Below are 17,615 nucleotides of genomic sequence, written 5' to 3'. Positions count from 1 at the left end.
TGGGAACGCAAGGTAACGGCGTAATTACGGGCCTAGAACACGGAGTGCGGGAAGATTCAGGAAGGCACCCCTGATAACCATCTTCACCAGGGGTTGTCCGCTGCTAGTGTGTGCCGGGAAAGCGCGGCGCCGAACGGACCGAATCACAAATTCGGCCCGGCAAGGGCATGGAGCACGGGGATGACCCGCTCCACGCGACGCGCGCTCACCCACATAACCCATCCGGGCCCACCGGTGATCTGGTTCTGCCCTTCCCTGCACTGTGAGCGAGCGATGATTGATGCATCCCCCTGCCCGGAACCGGTTTCCGAGAGCTTCGTCTCGGCGGATCCGCAGTGGTACAAGCGCGCCGTCTTCTACGAAGTCCTGGTGCGCGGGTTCAAGGACTCCAATGCCGACGGCACCGGCGATCTGCGCGGGCTGATCGAAAAGCTGGACTATCTGGAGTGGCTGGGAGTCGACTGCCTTTGGCTGCTCCCGCTGTACGAGTCCCCGCTGCGTGACGGGGGCTACGACATCGCCGACTATATGAAGATCCTTCCGGACTTCGGCGATCTCGGAGACTTCGTACGGCTGATCGAGGAGGCCCACCGGCGCGGCCTGCGCATCATCACCGACCTGGTGATGAACCACACCAGCGACAGGCACCCGTGGTTCCAGGCGTCGCGCCACGACCCCGAGGGGCCGTACGGCGACTTCTACGTGTGGTCCGACGATCCGGAGCGCTTCCCGGACGCGCCGATCATCTTCGTCGGCGCGGAAGAGTCCAACTGGACCTACGACCCGGTGCGCAAGCAGTACTACTGGCACCGGTTCTTCCACCACCAGCCGGACCTGAACTACGACAACCCGGCGGTGCAGGAGGCCATGCTGGAGGTGCTGCGCTTCTGGCTCGACCTGGGCATCGACGGGTTCCGGCTGGACGCCGTGCCGTACCTGTTCGAGCGGGAGGGCACGATGTGCAGCGGCCTGCCCGAGACGCACGCCTATCTGAAGAAGGTCCGCGCCGAGGTGGACCGCCTCTACCCCGACCGGGTGCTGCTGGCCGAGGCGAACGGCTGGCCCGAGGACGTGGTGGAGTACTTCGGCGACCCTACCGTGGGCGGCGACGAGTGCCACATGGCGTTCCACTTCCCGCTGATGCCGCGCATCTTCATGGCCGTACGGCGCGGCACCCGCGAGCCGATCTCCGAGATCATGTCGCGCACCCCCAAGATCCCCGATAACGCGCAGTGGGGCATCTTCCTCCGCAACCACGATGAACTGACCCTTGAGACGGTCAGCGAGGAAGAGCGCGACTACATGCACTCCGAGTACGCCAAGGACCCCCGGATGCGGGCCTACCTCGGCATCCGCCGACGCCTGGCGCCGCTGCTGGACAACGACCGCGACCAGATCGAGCTGTTCACCGCGCTGCTGATGTCACTGCCCGGCTCGCCGGTCATGTACTACGGCGACGAGATCGGCATGGGCGACAACATCTGGCTCGACGACCGCGACTCGGTGCGCACCCCCATGCAGTGGAGCCCGGACCGCAACGCGGGCTTCTCGCGCGCCGACCCCGGCCAGCTCTACCTGCCCGCCGTGATGGACCCGATCTACGGCTTCCAGGCGGTCAACGTCGAGGCCCAGCAGAAGAACCCGGCCTCGCTGCTGCACTTCACCAAGAAGATGCTGGAGATCAGGCGCAGGCACCCGGTCTTCGGCACCGGCGCCTACAGCGAGCTGTGGTCCTCCAACCCGGCGGTCCTGACGTTCGTCCGCGAGGACGGCGACGACCTCATGCTGTGCGTCAACAACCTGTCCAAGCACCCCCAGCCGGTGGAACTCGACCTGCGGCGCTTCGCCGGCTCCACCCCGATCGAGTGCAGCGGCGGAGTCCCCTTCCCGGTCGTCGGCGAGATGCCGTACATGCTGACCCTCCCGGGCCACGGCTTCTACTGGTTCACGATTCGCTAACCGGTCCACGATCGGCCGGGGACGCCCCTCAGCGGACGGCGACGGGGATCAGGGCGCGGGCCGCGCGGCGGGCCGGGATCAGCGTGACCAGCAGGGCCGCGCCCACCGCGACCAGGACGGCGAGCGTCAGCGTGAGCATCGACGGGGTGCGGCCGATGCCCGCGCCCACCCCGCTGGTGTGCCCCTGCAGGTCGACCAGCCAGGCGACCACGGACGCGCCCGCCGCCGTCCCGGCGAGCACGCCGAGCAGCACCAGCAGGCCGGTGCCGGTGACCAGGGTCGCGGTCACCTGCCGGGGGGTCAGCCCCATGGCCTTGAGCACGGCCAGGTCGAGCGCGTGGTCGCGCAGGCCCACCGCGCTCGCGGTGAGCAGGTTGGCCAGGCCGAGCAGCGCGAGCACCGCGGTCAGGGCCACGATCACCACCCTGATCACCGCGAGGCGCTCGGCCGGGTTGACCACCCGCCGCACCTCCAGCTCCAGCCGGGAGGCGGCCTGGAGCCGATCGGCCACCTGGGTCGCGTCGGAGCCGGGTTTGAGCACCACGCTGTAGAACTCCGGCGGCACGGCGTCCTTGGGGGCCAGGCTGTCGATGCCGAACGACAGCACCTTGCCGTCCTGTTCGGGCTCCACCACACGGCCGACGATCCGCAGGATGAGCACGCTGCCGCTCACGGTGACCCGCACCCGGTCGCCGATCTTGGCGTCCATCATGTCCAGCAGGCCCTGCCCGGCCACGGCCTCGCCGCTGTCGGCGTAGATCCGCCCCTCGGCCACCTCGAACGGGTACGGCTCGGCCGAGGTGCCCACGGCCCTGGCCAGGACCGTCCGGGTCTGCTCCGGCTCCAGCGCGTCCACGTCGGTGCCCGGGTAGATGCGGCTGACGGCCGGGTCGGCCTTGATCAGTTGTTCCGCCGAGCTGGCGGGCAGCCGCCCCGGCTTGACCACCAGCGCCGCCGCCTGGCCGACCTGCTCGGGGTGGCGCAGGAAGTTGTCCAGGCTGGCCCAGCAGCCAAGGCCAATGGTGATCATCGCCATCGGGATGGCGACGCCGAACGTGGTCAGCAGCGCGGGGAGCCTGCGGGTGAAGGCGTCACGGGCGCCGAGCACGAGGGCGGGCGGGAGCCGTACCAGCAGGGCGAGCCTGGCCAGCCGGGACAGGCGCCCGCTCGGCGGGGCGACCGGCGACGCCGGGAGCGGCGGGGTGCGTCCGGCGCGCCAGGCGGGCAGCGCCGCCGCGAGCACCACCACGACGGCCGAGCCGCCCGTGATGCCCAGCGTGGACATCGGGGACAGCGGCGGCCCGCCGCCCCCGTACAGGGACAGCGCGGTGACCAGGTGGCCCGCCGCGAGGCCCGAGCCCACGCCGAGCAGGCCGAGCCCGCCGTGCTCGACCACCAGCATGCCGGTGACCTGGCCGCGGGTCAGGCCGAGCGACTTGAGCGTGGCGAAGTCGCGTGACTGGGTCAGCACCCGGCCGCCCACCACGTTGGCGACGGCCAGTGCCGCCGCCACCAGCCCGGCCGTCCCGAACAGGCCGAGCAACAGCCCGAGCAGCCGGTTGTCGAGCATCATCGCCTCGCGGACCTCGCGCCAGGTTGAGATCCGCAGCACCCGCTCGTCGAGCTGGGTGACCGCGCCCTGCACGACCATACGGGCGGCGTCGGGGTCGCCCAGCCGCAGGCCGATCACCGACTGGCTGCGTCCGATCGCGGGCTCGACGCGGTCGAGCGTCTCAGGCAGGGTCCATGCCAGGCCGGGGGTCCACTCGGGGTAGAAACCCTGCTCGGCGGTCTCGGCTATGCCGGCCACGGCCAGGATGTGTCGTTGCCCGGACAGCGCGGTCACCGTGAACGGGCTGCCCGGCCGCAGCCCCTCGGCCTCGGCGAACGACCGTTCCAGCACGACGCCGTCGGGATCGGCCGGGTCCAGCCAGCGGCCCTCGTGCAGCACCGGGTGTGCGATCGCCGGGGGCTTGGCGGGCAGCGCCCGCAGCGCCAGCGGCGCGTTGCGCCCCTCGTTCGCGAGCGTGACCGGCGCGCTGCGGTACGGCCCGGCCACGCCGGTCACCCCCTGCAGCCCGCGCAGCGCGGCGACGTCCTCGCCCTTCCCGGCCACGGTGTCCTGGGCGTGGATCCACACGTGCGCGCCGTCGGTCTGGGTGAACAGCCCGCGCCAGGGGTTGGTGCCCTCCTCCAGGAGGGTGGCGGCGGTGATCAGCGCGGTCACGATCCCGGCCACGGCGAGCACCGCCAGCAGCGACTGGCCCCAGCGTGCTCGCAGGTCGGCGGCGATCCACCTGGCGGGCACCCGGTAAGTGGTCAACTGCGCTATCCCCCGAGGTCCACCACGTCTCCGACGGCACCGTCCGGACGGCGCCGCGGGCGCGAGATCGCGCCGTCGTCGACGATCTGCCCGTCGACCAGGCACACCACCCGGTCGGCCAGGCTCGCGACGCGCGCCTCGTGGGTCACCATGACGATGGTCTGCCCCTCCTTGTGCACCTCGCCGAGCAGGCGCAGCACGTCGCGGGTGTTGCGGCTGTCGAGGTTGCCGGTCGGCTCGTCGGCCAGCAGCACGCTCGGGCGGTTCGACAGCGCCCTGGCCAGCGCCACCCGCTGCTGCTCTCCGCCGGACAGCATGGCGGGCGAGGCGTCGGCCCGCTCGGCCAGCCCCAGTTCGGCGAGCAGGTACTCCCGCCGCGACCTGGCCTCCTTGGGCGAGACGCCGGACAGCAGCGCGGGCAGCTCCACGTTGTCGGCGACCGTCATGTTGGCGACCAGGTTGAAGAACTGGAACACGAAACCGATCTTCTCTCGCCGCAGCACGGCGCGGCGGCTCTCCGACAGCGTGTCCACGCGCCGGCCGTCGAGCCAGATCTCCCCTCCGGTGCTGGTGTCCAGGCCGCCCATCATGTGGACGAGCGTGGACTTGCCGGATCCGGACGGTCCCATGATCGCCACGAACTCGCCGTCGCCCACCTCAAGGTCCACCCCGCGTACGGCGGGCACCGGGACGCCCCGGTTGGGGTAGATCTTGGAGAGGTTGACGGTCCTGATCACGGGTTCTTTCTTGGCGAGCTTGATCGGCGTCGTGGGCGCCGTCCGTTTCACAGAAGCTCCTCCTGGCAGCGTTCGAGCCAGTCGAGGTCGGCCTGCAGGTGCAGCATGGCCCCCTCGATGAGCAGGTGGGCCACCCGGTTGCCCGGATCGGTGCGCTCGGCCAGGTCGTTGAGGTCGCGCATCAGGCCAAGGTAGTGCCTGCGCTGCCGGTTGATCAGGGCCATCCGGTCGGCGATTCCGGTGAGCGGGGCGATGACGAGTTTCATGAAGAACTCGTCGCGAACTCTCGGGCCCTCGGTCGGCTCGTCCACCCACGTCGCGACGGCCTCCTGGCCGGCCGCGGTGATGTAGTAGACCTTCTTGTTCGGCCGGTTGGACTGTTCCACGCCGACGGCCCGCACGAGGCCGTCCTTCTCCAGCCTGCCCAGCGTCACATAGATCTGCCCGATGTTGGGCGACGGGTAGGCCAGGCCGAACGTCTGCTCAAGCGCCTGTTTCAACTCGTACCCGTGGGCAGGTTCCTTCGCGAGCAGCGCCAGCAGCGGAAGCCGCACGCCTCACCTCCTCGAAGTGCTCGTTACGCGAGCGTTACAGGAAGACCGGTTGACGTCCACATTACAGTCGTGCATAACATGCATGCATCTACCTAACACGCATGTAACCACCTCGAAACCTGGGGGTCCACGTGCAACGCCCGGCCATCATCGCGCTGACGCTCACGGCCTTACTGCTGGCCGGGTGCGCGGGGCCGGGTGAGGAGAACGACCGCGCGACGGGCGACGGGTCGGGAACCGGCCCCATCACCCTCGTCGTCGGCCGGGAGGGCAGCGCATACCTGCAGTCGCTGCTGGACCGGTGGAACCGGGAGCACCCCGCCGAGCGGGCCACGCTCCTGACGCTCCCGGAGGCGGCCGACGAGCAGCGCGCCCAGATGGTCGCCAACCTGCAGGCCAAGAGCGACCGCTACGACGTGCTGGCCCTCGACGTCATCCTGACCGCCGAGTTCGCCGACTCGGGATGGATCATCCCGCTGGAGCGGAGCATGTTCCCGCTCGACCGCTTCCTCCCGCCCGTCGTGGAGACCGCCCTCTACAAGGGCAGGCTCTGGGCGGTGCCGTACTCCAGCAACGCCGGGCTCCTGTACTACCGCAAGGACATCCTGGACAAAGAGCACCTGCGGCCGCCCACGACCTGGGCCGAGCTGCGGGAGCAGGCCAGGAAGCTCAGCACGCGTCACGACATCGGCGGATACGCCGGGCAGTTCCTCGCCTACGAGGGCCTGACGGTCAACTTCGCCGAGGCCCTGCAGTCGGCCGGCGGCAAGGAGATCACCGACCCCGACGGCACGCGCGTCACCATGGACGTCGACAAGGCGGGCGCCGCCATCGGCTTCCTCCAGCAGGGCCTGCGCGAAGGCTGGATCCCCCGCGAGGCGCTGACCTACAAGGAAGAGGAGTCACGGCTGGCGTTCCAGGAGGGGCGGCTGCTGTTCGCCCGCAACTGGCCGCACGCCTACGGCTCGGCCGCCAAGTCCGGCGTCGGCGGGAAGTTCGCGGTGACCGGGCTGCCCGGTCGCGACGGCCCCGGCTCCAGTTCGCTCGGCGGCTACAACCTGGCGATCAGCTCCTACTCCAAGAAGCAGCGGTCCGCCCTGGCGTTCATCCGCTACTTCACCGGCCTGGAAACCCAGCGCCGGGTGCTCACCGAAGGCTCGTCCCCACCGGTCTGGGCCGAACTGTACGACGATCCCGAGCTCATCCGGCGGTTCCCTTACCTGCCGGTGCTGAAGAAGGCCATCCTCACCGCGCAGCCCCGGCCGGTGTCGGCGGACTACGACCAGGTGAGCCTGACGATCGCGAGCGCCGTGTCGCGGGCGCTCACCCCACCGTTCGAAGAGCACAGCGGCGACATAGCCGCGTCCATGAAAACCGAACTGACCGAGATCATCAAGGCCCGGTAACCATCAGGGCCTGGCGGACCTTCCCTTCCCTAACTCTTCCCGAACCCCTTTATCGTCACCCGGAGAGACGCTCCGAACACAGGAGGTAACACGATGCGTAGTGCCAAGGCCCTGGCAGTGGTGGCAGGGCTGGCGCTCGCCGCGGCCGCGTGCGGCGGCGGTGGCCAGGCCCAGCCACAGCCCGGAGCGTCACAGGCGAGCAGCAGCGCCCCCGCGGCGGCCAAGCCCCTGGAGGGCGTCACCCTTGAGGTGGCGGCCAAGTGGACCGGCGAGGAACAGCGCAACTTCGAGACCGTGCTCAAGGCGTTCACCGAGAAGACCGGGGCGAAGGTCACCTACGCCTCCACCGGCGAGGACACCGGTGCCTACCTCGGCCCCCGCATCCAGGGCGGCAACCCGCCGGACGTCGCGATCCTCCCGCAGCCCGGCCTGGTGCAGCAGTACGCCGACCAGGACGCGCTCAAGCCGCTGACCTCCGAGGTACAGGCGGAGATCGACAAGAACTACACGCCGTACTGGAAGGAGCTGGGCTCCGCCGACGGCAAGGTGTACGGCGTGCTGGTGAAGGCCGCCCACAAGTCCCTGATCTGGTACAACTCCTCCGCCTTCGAGGACGCCGGCGTGCAGCCGCCCACCGACTGGGCCGGGCTCGTCAGCGCCGCGCAGACCATCGCCGACTCCGGCGTGCCGCCGTTCTCACTGTGCGGCGCCTCCGGCTGGACCCTCACCGACCTGTTCGAGAACGTCTACCTGTCCACCGCCGGTCCGGAGAACTACGACAAGCTCGCCAAGCACGAGCTGAAGTGGACCGACGCCACGGTCACGACCGCGCTGCAGAAGATGGCCGAGATCATCGGCAAGCCCGAGTTCGTGCTCGACGGCGCCTCCGGCGCGCTGCAGACCGACTTCCCGACGTGCGTGACGAAGGTCTACGGCCAGAAGAAGGCCGCCATGGTGATCGAGGCCGACTTCGTGGCCGCCTCGGCCGAGGAGTCGGGCGCGAAGGTCGGCGAGGGCGCCAAGTTCTTCCCCTTCCCCAAGGCGGGCGACACTCCCCCGGTCGTCCTCGGCGGTGACGTCGCCGTGGCGCTGAAGGACTCCAAGGGCGCGATGGCGCTGCTGGCCTACCTGGCCTCCGCCGAGGGCGGATCGGTCTGGGCCAAGCTCCCCGGCTACCTGTCCCCGAACCGCAACGTCTCCCCGGACAACTACCCGACCGACCTGGCCAAGACGCTCGGCCAGACCATCATCGACGCCGGCGAGTCGGTCCGGTACGACATGTCCGACCTCGCGCCGAGCGCCTTCGGCGGCACCGACGGCAAGGGCGAGTGGAAGCTTCTCCAGGACTTCCTGCGCAACCCGTCCGACGCCAAGAGCATCCAGAGCAAGCTCGAAGCCGAGGCCGCCAAGGCCTGGAAGTAAGAGGAGAAGGCCGTGACCGACCGGTCAGACGGCCCGCAGGACCCGCGGAACGGCGAAGCCGCCCGCGGGACCACCTCCGAGCCGCAGCCAAACGACCAGCCTGCCACCCCCCAGAACACCGGCGACCCCGCCCCCGGCAATACCCCCACCACCGGCGGGCCTGCCAAAGACGACGCCCCCACCACCGCTGGCAGCCCCAGCGCCGACAGTGCGCCTGGCGCAGGCGGCCGGCCCGCTGCCGACAGCACCCCTCACACCGGCGGAACCCCGGCTCCCGCCGATACAGCCGGCACCAGGGGCGTGCCCGACGCCGACGACGCCCCCGCCACAGGCGACGGACCCGCCGGCACCGGACCCGCTTCCACCGGTTCCCCCGCCACCCGCGGTGGCCCCGTTGACAGTGGTAGCCCCGCCCCCGCTTCTGGGGCGAAGTGGGGTGGCAAGAGCGGGACGCTCGGTCCCGCCCCCCGCGTGGCGGTTCTCTTCCTGCTCCCCACCCTCGTCCTGCTCGGGGCGATGGTGATCTATCCGATCGTCTACTCGATCATCCGCAGCCTGTTCGACCGGACCGGCGGCACCTTCGTCGGCCTGGGCAACTACGCCGACATCTTCACCGACCAGAGCATGCTCACCACGATCAGGAACAACCTGATCTGGGTCGTGGTCGCCCCCATCCTGGTCACCACGCTCGGCCTCATCTTCGCGGTGCTGACCGAGCGGATCCGCTGGGCGACAGCGTTCAAGCTGATCGTCTTCATGCCCATGGCCGTGTCCCTGCTCGCCTCCGGCGTCATCTTCCGGCTGGTCTACGAGCAGGACCCGGACAAGGGCGTGGCCAACGCGGTGATCACCACCGTGCAGGACGTGTTCTCATCCAGCGGCGGATACCCCGGCGCGAGGCCGCGGCCGAACGACGAGGCGCATGCCGTCCAGAACGGGGCCGTCCTGACGCGGCAGCCGGTGGCCGTCGGCCAGCCCGCGCTGGTGCCGCTGGTCGCGCTGAAGCCGGAGGCCCTGCCGTCCGACGCCGCACCGGCCAAGGCCGCCCCGGCCGCGACCGGCGGCCTGAGCGGCACGGTGTGGCTGGACTTCACCCCCGGAGGCGGCGGAACCGCCGGGAAGATCGACGGTAACGAGAAGGGCATGCCGGGCGTCACTGTCGAAGCAGTACAGAACGGTACGGTGGCCGGCAGCGCCACCACCGCCGCCGACGGCAGCTTCACGATCGCCGACCTGCCCGCCGGGACCTACACCCTGCGGCTGCCGAAGGACAACTTCACCGCGTCCTTCAACGGGGTGACCTGGCTCGGCCCGGCGCTGATCACCCCCGCCATCATCGGCGCGTTCATCTGGGTGTGGGCCGGGTTCGCGATGGTGCTGATCGCGGCCGGCCTCGCCGCCATCCCCCGGGACGCCCTGGAGGCGGCCCGGATCGACGGCGCGACGGAATGGCAGGTGTTCCGGCGGATCACCGTGCCACTGCTCTCGCCGGTGCTGGTGGTCGTCTTCGTCACGATGATCATCAACACTCTGAAGGTGTTCGACCTGGTCTTCGTCATCGCACCCGGATCGGTGCAACCACAGGCGAACGTGATCGCGCTGGAGATGTGGCGGGTCTCGTTCGGCGGCGGCGACAACCAGGGCCTCGGCTCCGCTCTGGCGATCTTCCTGCTGGTGCTGGTGCTGCCATTCATGATCATCAATATCCGCCGGTTCAGGAGGGAGGGCCGATGACGCCCATCGCACCCCCCGCCGAGTCGCCCAAGACCCCGCACGCGGGCGCCCCGTCGCGGGGCATCGCCAGCCGGATCACCGACCGCGTCGGCGGCGGGCTCCTGCAGGTGTTCCTCATCGTGATCGGACTGTTCTGGCTGCTCCCCACGCTGGGACTGCTGGTGGTGTCGATCCGCGAGGAGACCGCCAACAACTCCTCCGGATGGTGGACGGTCTTCACCAAACCGGCGGAACTCACCCTCGACAACTACTCGAACCTGCTGGCCACCGGCTTCACCGCGTCGTTCTGGAACACCGTGATGATCACGGTCCCGGCGACGGTGCTGGTGATCGGCATCGCGGCGATGGCGGCCTACGCCTTCGCCTGGATGGAGTTCCCCGGCCGTGACGTGCTGTTCCTGGTGGTCATCGCGCTGCTGATCGTCCCGATCCAGATCGCGCTGATCCCCATCGCCCGGCTGTACGGCCTGCTGAACATCTCCGGTTCGATCCTCAGCGTGGTGCTGTTCCACGTGGCGTTCGGCCTGCCGTTCGCCGTCTTCCTGCTGCGCAACTTCTTCGTCGGCATCCCCAGGGAACTGCTGGAGGCCGCGCGGATGGACGGCGCGGGCGAATGGAAGATCTTCTCCACGGTGGTGTTCCCGCTGGCCGCCCCCGCGGTGGCCTCGCTGGGCATCTTCCAGTTCCTGTGGGTGTGGAACGACCTGCTGGTCGCGCTGGTCTTCGCCGACACCGCGAACCAGCCGATGACCAAGGCACTGCAGTCCCAGATGCGGCAGTTCGGGACCAACGTCGACATCCTCGCGCCCGGCGCGTTCCTGTCGCTGATCATCCCGCTCGTCCTGTTCTTCGCCTTCCAGCGGTTCTTCGTCCAGGGCATGATGGCCGGCTCGGTCAAATAGCCCCGCTCAGGCCGTTCGCAAGGGCGCCCCTTCGAGGGGGGCGGGCGCCCTTGCGGCGGTTTGATCGTTTTCCGGATAGCCGACGCGCCCGTTGTTCAGGGCCACTAGAGTTTGCGGACATGGCCGCACGTCCGTTGCACGAAGTCGTCGAAGCAGGGTGGGCGAACGCCCTTGAGCCGGTCGCCGACGCGATCGCCGACATGGGTGAGTTCCTCCGCCAGGAGATCGCCGCCGGGCGCTCCTACCTCCCCGCAGGAGCCCATGTACTGCGGGCCTTCCAGCAGCCGTTCGACGAGGTCAAGGTACTGATCGTCGGACAGGACCCATACCCCACGCCAGGCCACGCGATCGGCCTCAGCTTCTCCGTGGCCTCCGACGTGCGCCCGCTGCCGGGAAGCCTGGTCAATATCTACAAGGAGTACATGGCCGACCTCGGCTACCCCCCGCCCACCAACGGCGACCTCACCTCGTGGACCGAGCAGGGCGTGCTCCTGCTCAACAGGGTGCTCACCGTGATGCCGGGCAAGCCCGCCTCCCACCGGGGCAAGGGCTGGGAGAAGGTCACCGAGCAGGCGATCCAGGCCTTGGTCGCCCGTGACAAGCCGATGGTCGCGATCCTCTGGGGCCGCGACGCGCGCAACCTGCGCCCCATGCTCGGCCAGGTCCCGGCCGTCGAGTCGGCCCACCCGAGCCCGCTGTCCGCACGCAGCGGCTTCTTCGGCTCGCGCCCCTTCAGCCAGGCCAACGAGATGCTGCAGAAGCAGGGCGGCACGCCTGTCGAGTGGAAACTGCCGTAACCGCATAGGGTTTCCGTTATGAACGGGGACTTTTCCGCCGTGGACATCGAAGCGGACGGCGAGCACAAGCTGCGTATCACCCTTGAGCTGACGGTCGAGGTGCTCGACATCGACGCCCTCCAGGCCGCGGCCCTGGCCGCACTGCGCGGCTCGGACGCCGGGCTGAGCGAGGCACAGCTCCTGGAGCAGGCCGCCGGCATCACCACCGACGAGACCGGGGCGAGCGCGTTGCAGTGGCTCATCCAGCCCGACCACGTTCTCGCCCTCACCGATCACATCGACGAGGTGGAACCTCGCGAGGCGGTGCTCAGCGTCGAGGTGGCCGAAGGGGTTGAGGAGGAAGAGGAGGAGGACCAGTGATCGTCGCCTTCTCCGTCACCCCGCTCGGCGTCGGCGAGGCCGTCGCCGAGCCGGTGGCCAGGGCCGTCCGCGTGGTCCGCGAAAGCGGCCTGCCCAACCGCACCGACGCCATGTTCACCACCCTCGAAGGCGAGTGGGACGAGGTCATGGACGTCGTGAAGCGCGCGGTCGAGGCGGTCTCCGAGGTGGCCCCCCGCGTCAGCCTGGTCCTGAAGGCCGACGTCCGCCCCGGCACCACCGACGCCATGACCACCAAGCTCCAATCCCTGGAACACCACCTCACCGCCGACTAACCACCCACCCCCGGCCGCCCGCAAACCCCACCTCCCAAGGCCGGGGCCCACACCACCAGCCGACCCACACCAAATGGGCCTCGCTGCAGTGAGACTTGTGGGGTAGGCGGTCCGGCGGGAGCACGGCAGCGAGAGGCAGCGCGTCTACGCAGATCACGACCCCCACCTCAGCATCCGCCGCCCCAGCAGCGCCGCCATCGCTTGAAGGCTCCCGCCAACCGCACGGCCGACCGACCGACTGACGACCACGATGGCCTGCGCGAGCCCCCCGCAAGCAGGTGCTACTTGTGGTGCACGATCTGGATCAGGTTGCCGCAGGTGTCGTCAAGAACCGCCGTGGTGACCGGGCCCATCTCCAGGGGCTCCTGGGTGAAGCGCACCCCCAGCCCGCGCAGCCGCTCGAACTCAGTCGGCACGTCGTCCACGGCGAAGGCGGCGGCCGGGATGCCGTCCTCGACCAGGGCCTGCTTGTACGGCTTGACGGCCGGGTGGCCGTCGGGCTCCAGCAGGAGCTCGGTTCCTTCGGGGTCTTCCGGTGAGACGACCGTCAGCCACCGGTCCGAGCCCACGGGAACCTCGGTCTTCTTCACGAAGCCCAGCACGTCGGTGTAGAAGCACAGGGCCTTGTCCTGGTCGTCGACGAAGACGTTGGACAGATGGATCCTCATGGGGTGTCCTCCGGTGTCTTGGGTGTGAGCCATCGATTCACGATGTGCTGAAGAGGTTCGGTGTTGAGATCGTGGAACTTGTAGCGGCCCTGACGCCGCGACCGGACCAGATCCGCGGATTCCAGGACGGCCAGGTGCTGACTGATCGCCTGGCGCGTGAGATCCAGGCCGTGCTCGGACAGCAGCCGCCCGCAAATCTCGAACAGCGTCTGGCCGTCCCGTTCCGCCAGCTCATCGAGGATGCGTCGGCGAGTGGGGTCGGCGAGCGCCTTGAAGACATCTTCCACCACACCGCCCACAATAGGCAAGTGGCGACTTGCCTATCAAGTCGGCGGTGAGTGTTGCCCGACGGCGGGTGGCAGCGTGGCAGGTTTTGCCGGGAGGCGTGGGCGGGTGCCGTCGGTACCGTCTAGGGCATGCGATTGCTCTGGCGAGGGCTGCTTGTGGCGACGGCGATCGCCGGGCTGGTGTTCACCTGGCTCGGGGCCGTGCATCCGCTCGATCCGCCGATCTACTTCACCGTGCAGAGCAATATCGCGTTCACCGCCCATTACGCCTGGCGACTGTCCGGCCATCGGGACGACGGCGGCACGCTGCGCGGCGCGATCGTGTTGTACCTGGTGATCACCGCACTGGTGGCGCACTTCATCCTCGGCAACGGGGCGAGCCCGCTGCGCCTGATCCCGGACGGCGACGCCGGCGACATGCGCGACCTGGGGAACCTGCTGCTGCACTATGCGACCCCGGCCATGGCCCTGGCCGACTGGGTGACCACGGATCGAGACCAGCGACCGCGCTGGAGCGCGCCCCTGCTGTGGCTGGCCTACCCGGCGCTCTATGTGATCTTCGTGTTGATCAGGGGCGCGCTGCTCGCCCCGGGAACGCCCAAGCGCTATCCGTACCCGTTCGTCAACGTGGACGTCATCGGCTATGACGGCCTGGCGGTGCAGGTGGTCTTCTTCGGATTCGGCTTCGCCGCGCTGGGCTACGCGCTGCTCGGACTGCACAGGCTGATCTCCCTTCGGCCGGTGGCGGCGGAGCCGTCACCCCAGGTCACTTCGTCTCAGGTGCCGTAGAGCCGCAACGGCCGGACGGCGAACGGCGAGGTGTCGCCGACCATGACGCACTGCGCGACGGAGGGGACGACATCGACCTGCAGCCGCCCGCGCACACTCCCGCGCGGCCCGAGCCAGGACAGGCGGATGACCATGTCGTCGACCAGAAGCCGGTCGCCGATCGTACAGCTGGCGGCGGCCGGATGTCGGCGTAGCCAGTCGAAGTGCTGGTGGAGCAGGATCTCGGCGACCGAGCGGAGGAAATCAGATGTGCACAGGGCGTGCGAGCACGCCGCGCCCTCCGCGACGATCTCCGGGAGGCCGAACCTGCGCAGGCCCCGGCTGACCACGTGAGGACAACCGGCGTCTTCAGCGGCGAAGGCGCACAGACAGGACGGCCCGGCGTGACGCCAGGTCAGCCAGTCGTCGGCGAGCGCGAAGGACGATCGCTCTCCGGGGCAGTCGTCACAGTTGAAGATGGTGGAGGCGGTGAGCGGGTCGATGAGCACGCCGTCGCACATGCCCGCGACCGCGCGGGCCGTCGCCCTGGCCATCTGGGCCGCACCCGGCTGGGCCGCGAGCGGAGCCGAACCGGCCACCACCACGTGACGCCGCGCCCGCCGTACGCGGGCCTGCTCCGGCTCCTCCCCGTCCGAAAGCCAGGTCCCTAACCCTCGCCACGGCGACGCCCCTACCCGCCAGACCCGGATCGACAGCCGCGAGGCCCCCAACGCCTCGACCGCCGCCCGGCGGTACAACCCACGCATCCGCCACGGAACCATCGGCCCCAGAGTGCGCGGAACCCTGCCCGCCGCGACCACGAACACCGATCTCGTCTCCCCCGGCAGCGGAAATGTGATCTGCACGTCGTGCTCCCTTCGCACCAGCGATAGCGCAAGGATCCGCGCGTTTTCCCACCCCCGCTCCCCCCGAACCACGTTCTGTGGACAACTTCCCCCTGTGGATAACCCGATCGCCGGATAGTTGACACTGACTAATTGATGCTTGATAGTTGATATCAACCAAATAAGAGGAGATGGAGTGGAGAAGCGCCGCAAGGTGTCGAATCCGTTGGCGCTGGCCGTGCTGGCATGGTTGCTGATGGAGCCGATGCACCCCTATGAGCTGGGCAAACGGTTGAAGGAGAGTGGGCAGGACCGCCACATCAAGTACAACCGGGGGTCGCTCTACATGGTGGTCGAACAGCTCGGTAAGGCCGGGTTCGTGGTCGAGCGGCAGACGGTGCGGGATACGCAGCGGCCCGAGCGGACCGTTTACGCCTTGACCGACGCCGGGCGGACCGAGCTCTACGACTGGATGCGCGAGCTGGTGGCCGTGCCTCGGGAGGAGTATCCGCAGTTCGGCGTCGCGCTGTCGTTGCTGAGCGTGCTGCACCCCGAAGAAGCGGCGGATCTGCTCGGGCAGCGACTCACGGCACTGGACGCCGAGGCCGCCGAGATCCGGGCCACCGTCGAGGGGGCCACCCGTGACGGGGTCGCCTGGGTCTTCCTGGTGGAGGACGAGTACCGGCTCGCGGTGCTCGACGCCGAGCAGCGCTTCATCACCCGTCTCATCGAGTCGCTACGGCGGCCCGACTACATCGAAACCTGGAAGCAGGAGTTCGGGAGCAGGACATGACAGCAGCAAGGACGGCGCTCGTCATCGGCGGCGGCATCGCGGGGCCCGTGACCGCGATGGCGCTGCGCCGGGCGGGCATCGAATCAACCGTTTACGAAGCGTATCCGAACAGCGCCGACGGCCTCGGCGCTCCCCTGGCCATCGCGCCGAACGGACTGGACGCATTACGTGTCGTCGGCGCGGACAAGCCCGTCGAGGCCATCGGCCGTCCGATGACGCGCACGGTCATCTCCGACGGCGCGGGCAGGCCGATCGGCGTGTTGCGCGGCCTGAGCGATCTGCCGCCCAGCCAGGCGCTGTGGCGTTCGGCGCTCTACCGCGCGATGCACGACCACGCGCTCGCCGAGGAGGTGCGCATCGAGTACGGCAAGCGCGTCGTGGACGCCGAGGAGACGCGCGCCGGCATCACGGCCCGCTTCGCCGACGGCACGTCTGCGACCGCCGACGTGCTGATCGGCGCGGACGGCATCCGCTCCACGGTCCGCACGCTCATCGACCCGCGGGCTCCCGCGCCGAAGCACGTCCCGCTGCTCAACTTCGGCGCGGCGGCGGACATCGCCGTCGCCGACGACCCCGCCACCACGTACTTCGCGTTCGGCAGCCGGGCCTTCCTCGGCTACTGGCCACAGGCCGACGGGCGTACCGCCTGGTTCAGCAATCTCCCGCATGAGCAGCCGATGACCTCGGCGCAGGCGCGCGCCGTGCCGTCCGCCGAGTGGCTGCGCCGTCTGGCCGAGGTCTACGCCGACGACACCCCCGGCCGCGACCTCGTACGGCACACCGACCCCGACGAGCTGGTGGTGCTCGGCACGGTCGAGATCATGCCGAGGCTGCCGCACTGGTATCGGGGCCGGATGGCGCTGGTCGGCGACTCCGCGCACGCCCCCTCCCCCAGCTCGGGCCAGGGCGCGTCACTGGCGGCGGAGGGCGCGGTGGAGCTGGCCCGCTGCCTGCGCGACCTGCCCGACGTGCCGAGCGCGTTCGCGGCGTACGAACGGCTCCGGCGCGACCGGGTCGAGTCCGTCGCCGAACGGGCCACCAAGATCAACAACAGCAAGGCCCTCGGTCCCGTGGGCCGTACGATGATGCGCCTGATGATGCCACTCGCCACCAAGACGTTCCTCACGCCGGAGCGCACGCTCGGCCCCGAGCAGCGTCACCACATCGACTGGGACGCCCGCGTCACCGCCTGACCGTCGCCTCTCATCCGTCGGATCATCCGTCGGGGAGGCGGGCCCACACCATGTGGCCGCGCTCGTCATCACCGCGATGCCCGAAGCGGTGGGCGAGAACCGACACGATCGCGAGGCCCCGGTGGCCGGACCACCCGGGCGAGTCGCGATCGGGCCAGACCGGCGCTCCCCCACGCCCGCAGTCGTAGACCGCGATCCGCAGGGATCCGACCGAGCGGGCGACCTCGACGATGAACGTTCCGCGCGGCTCGCCGCTGCCGGTGTGGCGCACCGCGTTCGCGGCAAGTTCGGACGCGATCAGCTCGGCGTCCTCCCGGCACGCGGAGTCGGCGAGCAGGAAGCCGACGAACACGCGCGCCGAAGCGACCTGATCCAGCCGTCCAGGGAATGTGCGCCGCCAGGTCATGCCGCCCGGGCAGAGCCGGATCATCTCCCGGATCTGCTGGGGCAGGACGTCAGGGGTCAATGGGACCTCCTCGTGATGGGGATCACCACGGTGACCCATCGCGCGACGCGATCGGCCCCCCGCCCCTCACAGGGTGATGACTCCTGCGATGACCTGCGGCTTGACCAT

The 17,615-nt window shown here is 69.5% G+C and carries 18 protein-coding genes; 11 read left to right on the top strand and 7 right to left on the bottom strand.

The annotated features are described in order from the left end of the window. Nucleotides 1-273: 273 nt before the first annotated feature. Nucleotides 274-1,959 (top strand): maltose alpha-D-glucosyltransferase, encoded by a 1,686-nt coding sequence (treS, locus tag P3X83_RS07885; RefSeq protein WP_277304210.1) that lies wholly within the window; start codon nucleotides 274-276, stop codon nucleotides 1,957-1,959. Nucleotides 1,960-1,987: 28 nt separating this feature from the next. Here treS and P3X83_RS07880 read toward each other — a convergent pair whose 3' ends face one another. Genes P3X83_RS07880 through P3X83_RS07870 form a run of 3 tightly spaced genes read right to left on the bottom strand, consistent with a single transcriptional unit; the run spans nucleotide 1,988 to nucleotide 5,573 of the window. Next, complete coding sequence (locus P3X83_RS07880; RefSeq protein ID WP_277304209.1) at nucleotides 1,988-4,282, bottom strand: FtsX-like permease family protein; 2,295 nt, start codon at nucleotides 4,280-4,282, stop codon at nucleotides 1,988-1,990. A 5-nt stretch (nucleotides 4,283-4,287) separates the two neighbouring features. Next, on the bottom strand, nucleotides 4,288-5,070 hold the full coding sequence (locus P3X83_RS07875) for an ABC transporter ATP-binding protein (protein ID WP_277304208.1): 783 nt from the start codon (nucleotides 5,068-5,070) through the stop codon (nucleotides 4,288-4,290). Further along, on the bottom strand, nucleotides 5,067-5,573 hold the full coding sequence (locus P3X83_RS07870) for a PadR family transcriptional regulator (protein WP_277304207.1): 507 nt from the start codon (nucleotides 5,571-5,573) through the stop codon (nucleotides 5,067-5,069). The genes P3X83_RS07875 and P3X83_RS07870 overlap by 4 nt, the downstream gene beginning before the upstream one ends. Nucleotides 5,574-5,704: 131 nt before the next feature. Here P3X83_RS07870 and P3X83_RS07865 point away from each other — a divergent pair, with 131 nt between their 5' ends. From P3X83_RS07865 to P3X83_RS07835, 7 genes are all read left to right on the top strand, one after another. Continuing rightward, a complete protein-coding gene (locus tag P3X83_RS07865; protein WP_277304206.1) occupies nucleotides 5,705-6,979 on the top strand; it encodes an ABC transporter substrate-binding protein in 1,275 nt (424 codons plus the stop codon). Nucleotides 6,980-7,072: 93 nt separating this feature from the next. Beyond that, a complete protein-coding gene (locus tag P3X83_RS07860; protein ID WP_277304205.1) occupies nucleotides 7,073-8,401 on the top strand; it encodes an ABC transporter substrate-binding protein in 1,329 nt (442 codons plus the stop codon). A gap of 516 nt (nucleotides 8,402-8,917) precedes the next feature. Continuing rightward, nucleotides 8,918-10,135 (top strand): ABC transporter permease subunit, encoded by a 1,218-nt coding sequence (locus P3X83_RS07855; protein ID WP_277304473.1) that lies wholly within the window; start codon nucleotides 8,918-8,920, stop codon nucleotides 10,133-10,135. Next, nucleotides 10,132-11,037, top strand: a complete 906-nt coding sequence (locus tag P3X83_RS07850; protein WP_277304204.1) for a carbohydrate ABC transporter permease — start codon at nucleotides 10,132-10,134, stop codon at nucleotides 11,035-11,037. The genes P3X83_RS07855 and P3X83_RS07850 overlap by 4 nt, the downstream gene beginning before the upstream one ends. A 119-nt stretch (nucleotides 11,038-11,156) precedes the next feature. Beyond that, nucleotides 11,157-11,834, top strand: a complete 678-nt coding sequence (locus P3X83_RS07845; protein WP_277304203.1) for a uracil-DNA glycosylase — start codon at nucleotides 11,157-11,159, stop codon at nucleotides 11,832-11,834. An 18-nt stretch (nucleotides 11,835-11,852) separates the two neighbouring features. After that, on the top strand, nucleotides 11,853-12,194 hold the full coding sequence (locus tag P3X83_RS07840) for a hypothetical protein (protein WP_277304202.1): 342 nt from the start codon (nucleotides 11,853-11,855) through the stop codon (nucleotides 12,192-12,194). Then, entirely contained in the window at nucleotides 12,191-12,487 is a 297-nt protein-coding gene (locus P3X83_RS07835) for an MTH1187 family thiamine-binding protein (RefSeq protein WP_277304201.1), read from the top strand. Before P3X83_RS07840 ends, P3X83_RS07835 begins: the two co-directional genes overlap by 4 nt. A 281-nt stretch (nucleotides 12,488-12,768) precedes the next feature. Here the strand turns inward: P3X83_RS07835 and P3X83_RS07830 are convergent, their stop codons facing one another. Then, complete coding sequence (locus P3X83_RS07830; protein ID WP_277304200.1) at nucleotides 12,769-13,155, bottom strand: VOC family protein; 387 nt, start codon at nucleotides 13,153-13,155, stop codon at nucleotides 12,769-12,771. Continuing rightward, nucleotides 13,152-13,445: a metalloregulator ArsR/SmtB family transcription factor gene (locus P3X83_RS07825; RefSeq protein WP_277304199.1), complete on the bottom strand. Its 294-nt coding sequence runs from the start codon at nucleotides 13,443-13,445 to the stop codon at nucleotides 13,152-13,154. The genes P3X83_RS07830 and P3X83_RS07825 overlap by 4 nt, the downstream gene beginning before the upstream one ends. Before the next feature lie 126 nt (nucleotides 13,446-13,571). On the opposite strand from P3X83_RS07825, the gene P3X83_RS07820 reads away from it, so the two are divergent. Further along, a complete protein-coding gene (locus P3X83_RS07820; RefSeq protein WP_277304198.1) occupies nucleotides 13,572-14,231 on the top strand; it encodes a Pr6Pr family membrane protein in 660 nt (219 codons plus the stop codon). Here P3X83_RS07820 and P3X83_RS07815 read toward each other — a convergent pair. Next, on the bottom strand, nucleotides 14,219-15,076 hold the full coding sequence (locus tag P3X83_RS07815) for a hypothetical protein (protein ID WP_277304197.1): 858 nt from the start codon (nucleotides 15,074-15,076) through the stop codon (nucleotides 14,219-14,221). The two genes, P3X83_RS07820 and P3X83_RS07815, sit on opposite strands and share 13 nt — an antisense overlap. A 175-nt stretch (nucleotides 15,077-15,251) precedes the next feature. Here P3X83_RS07815 and P3X83_RS07810 point away from each other — a divergent pair, with 175 nt between their 5' ends. Together P3X83_RS07810 and P3X83_RS07805 are read left to right on the top strand one after the other, a co-directional pair. Further along, nucleotides 15,252-15,848: a PadR family transcriptional regulator gene (locus tag P3X83_RS07810; protein WP_277304196.1), complete on the top strand. Its 597-nt coding sequence runs from the start codon at nucleotides 15,252-15,254 to the stop codon at nucleotides 15,846-15,848. Beyond that, nucleotides 15,845-17,041 carry an FAD-dependent monooxygenase gene (locus P3X83_RS07805; RefSeq protein WP_277304195.1) on the top strand — a complete coding sequence of 399 codons (1,197 nt, stop codon included), beginning with the start codon at nucleotides 15,845-15,847 and terminating at the stop codon, nucleotides 17,039-17,041. The genes P3X83_RS07810 and P3X83_RS07805 overlap by 4 nt, the downstream gene beginning before the upstream one ends. Nucleotides 17,042-17,063: 22 nt before the next feature. On the opposite strand, the gene P3X83_RS07800 is transcribed toward P3X83_RS07805, so the two are convergent. Continuing rightward, complete coding sequence (locus P3X83_RS07800) at nucleotides 17,064-17,507, bottom strand: ATP-binding protein (protein ID WP_277304194.1); 444 nt, start codon at nucleotides 17,505-17,507, stop codon at nucleotides 17,064-17,066. Nucleotides 17,508-17,615: the final 108 nt, after the last annotated feature.

Source organism: Spongiactinospora sp. TRM90649, from assembly GCF_029382225.1.
In the GTDB taxonomy this organism is placed as follows: domain Bacteria; phylum Actinomycetota; class Actinomycetes; order Streptosporangiales; family Streptosporangiaceae; genus Spongiactinospora.
Note: the sequence above shows the minus strand (reverse complement) of the source record. Positions and strands in the feature narration are given on the sequence as shown.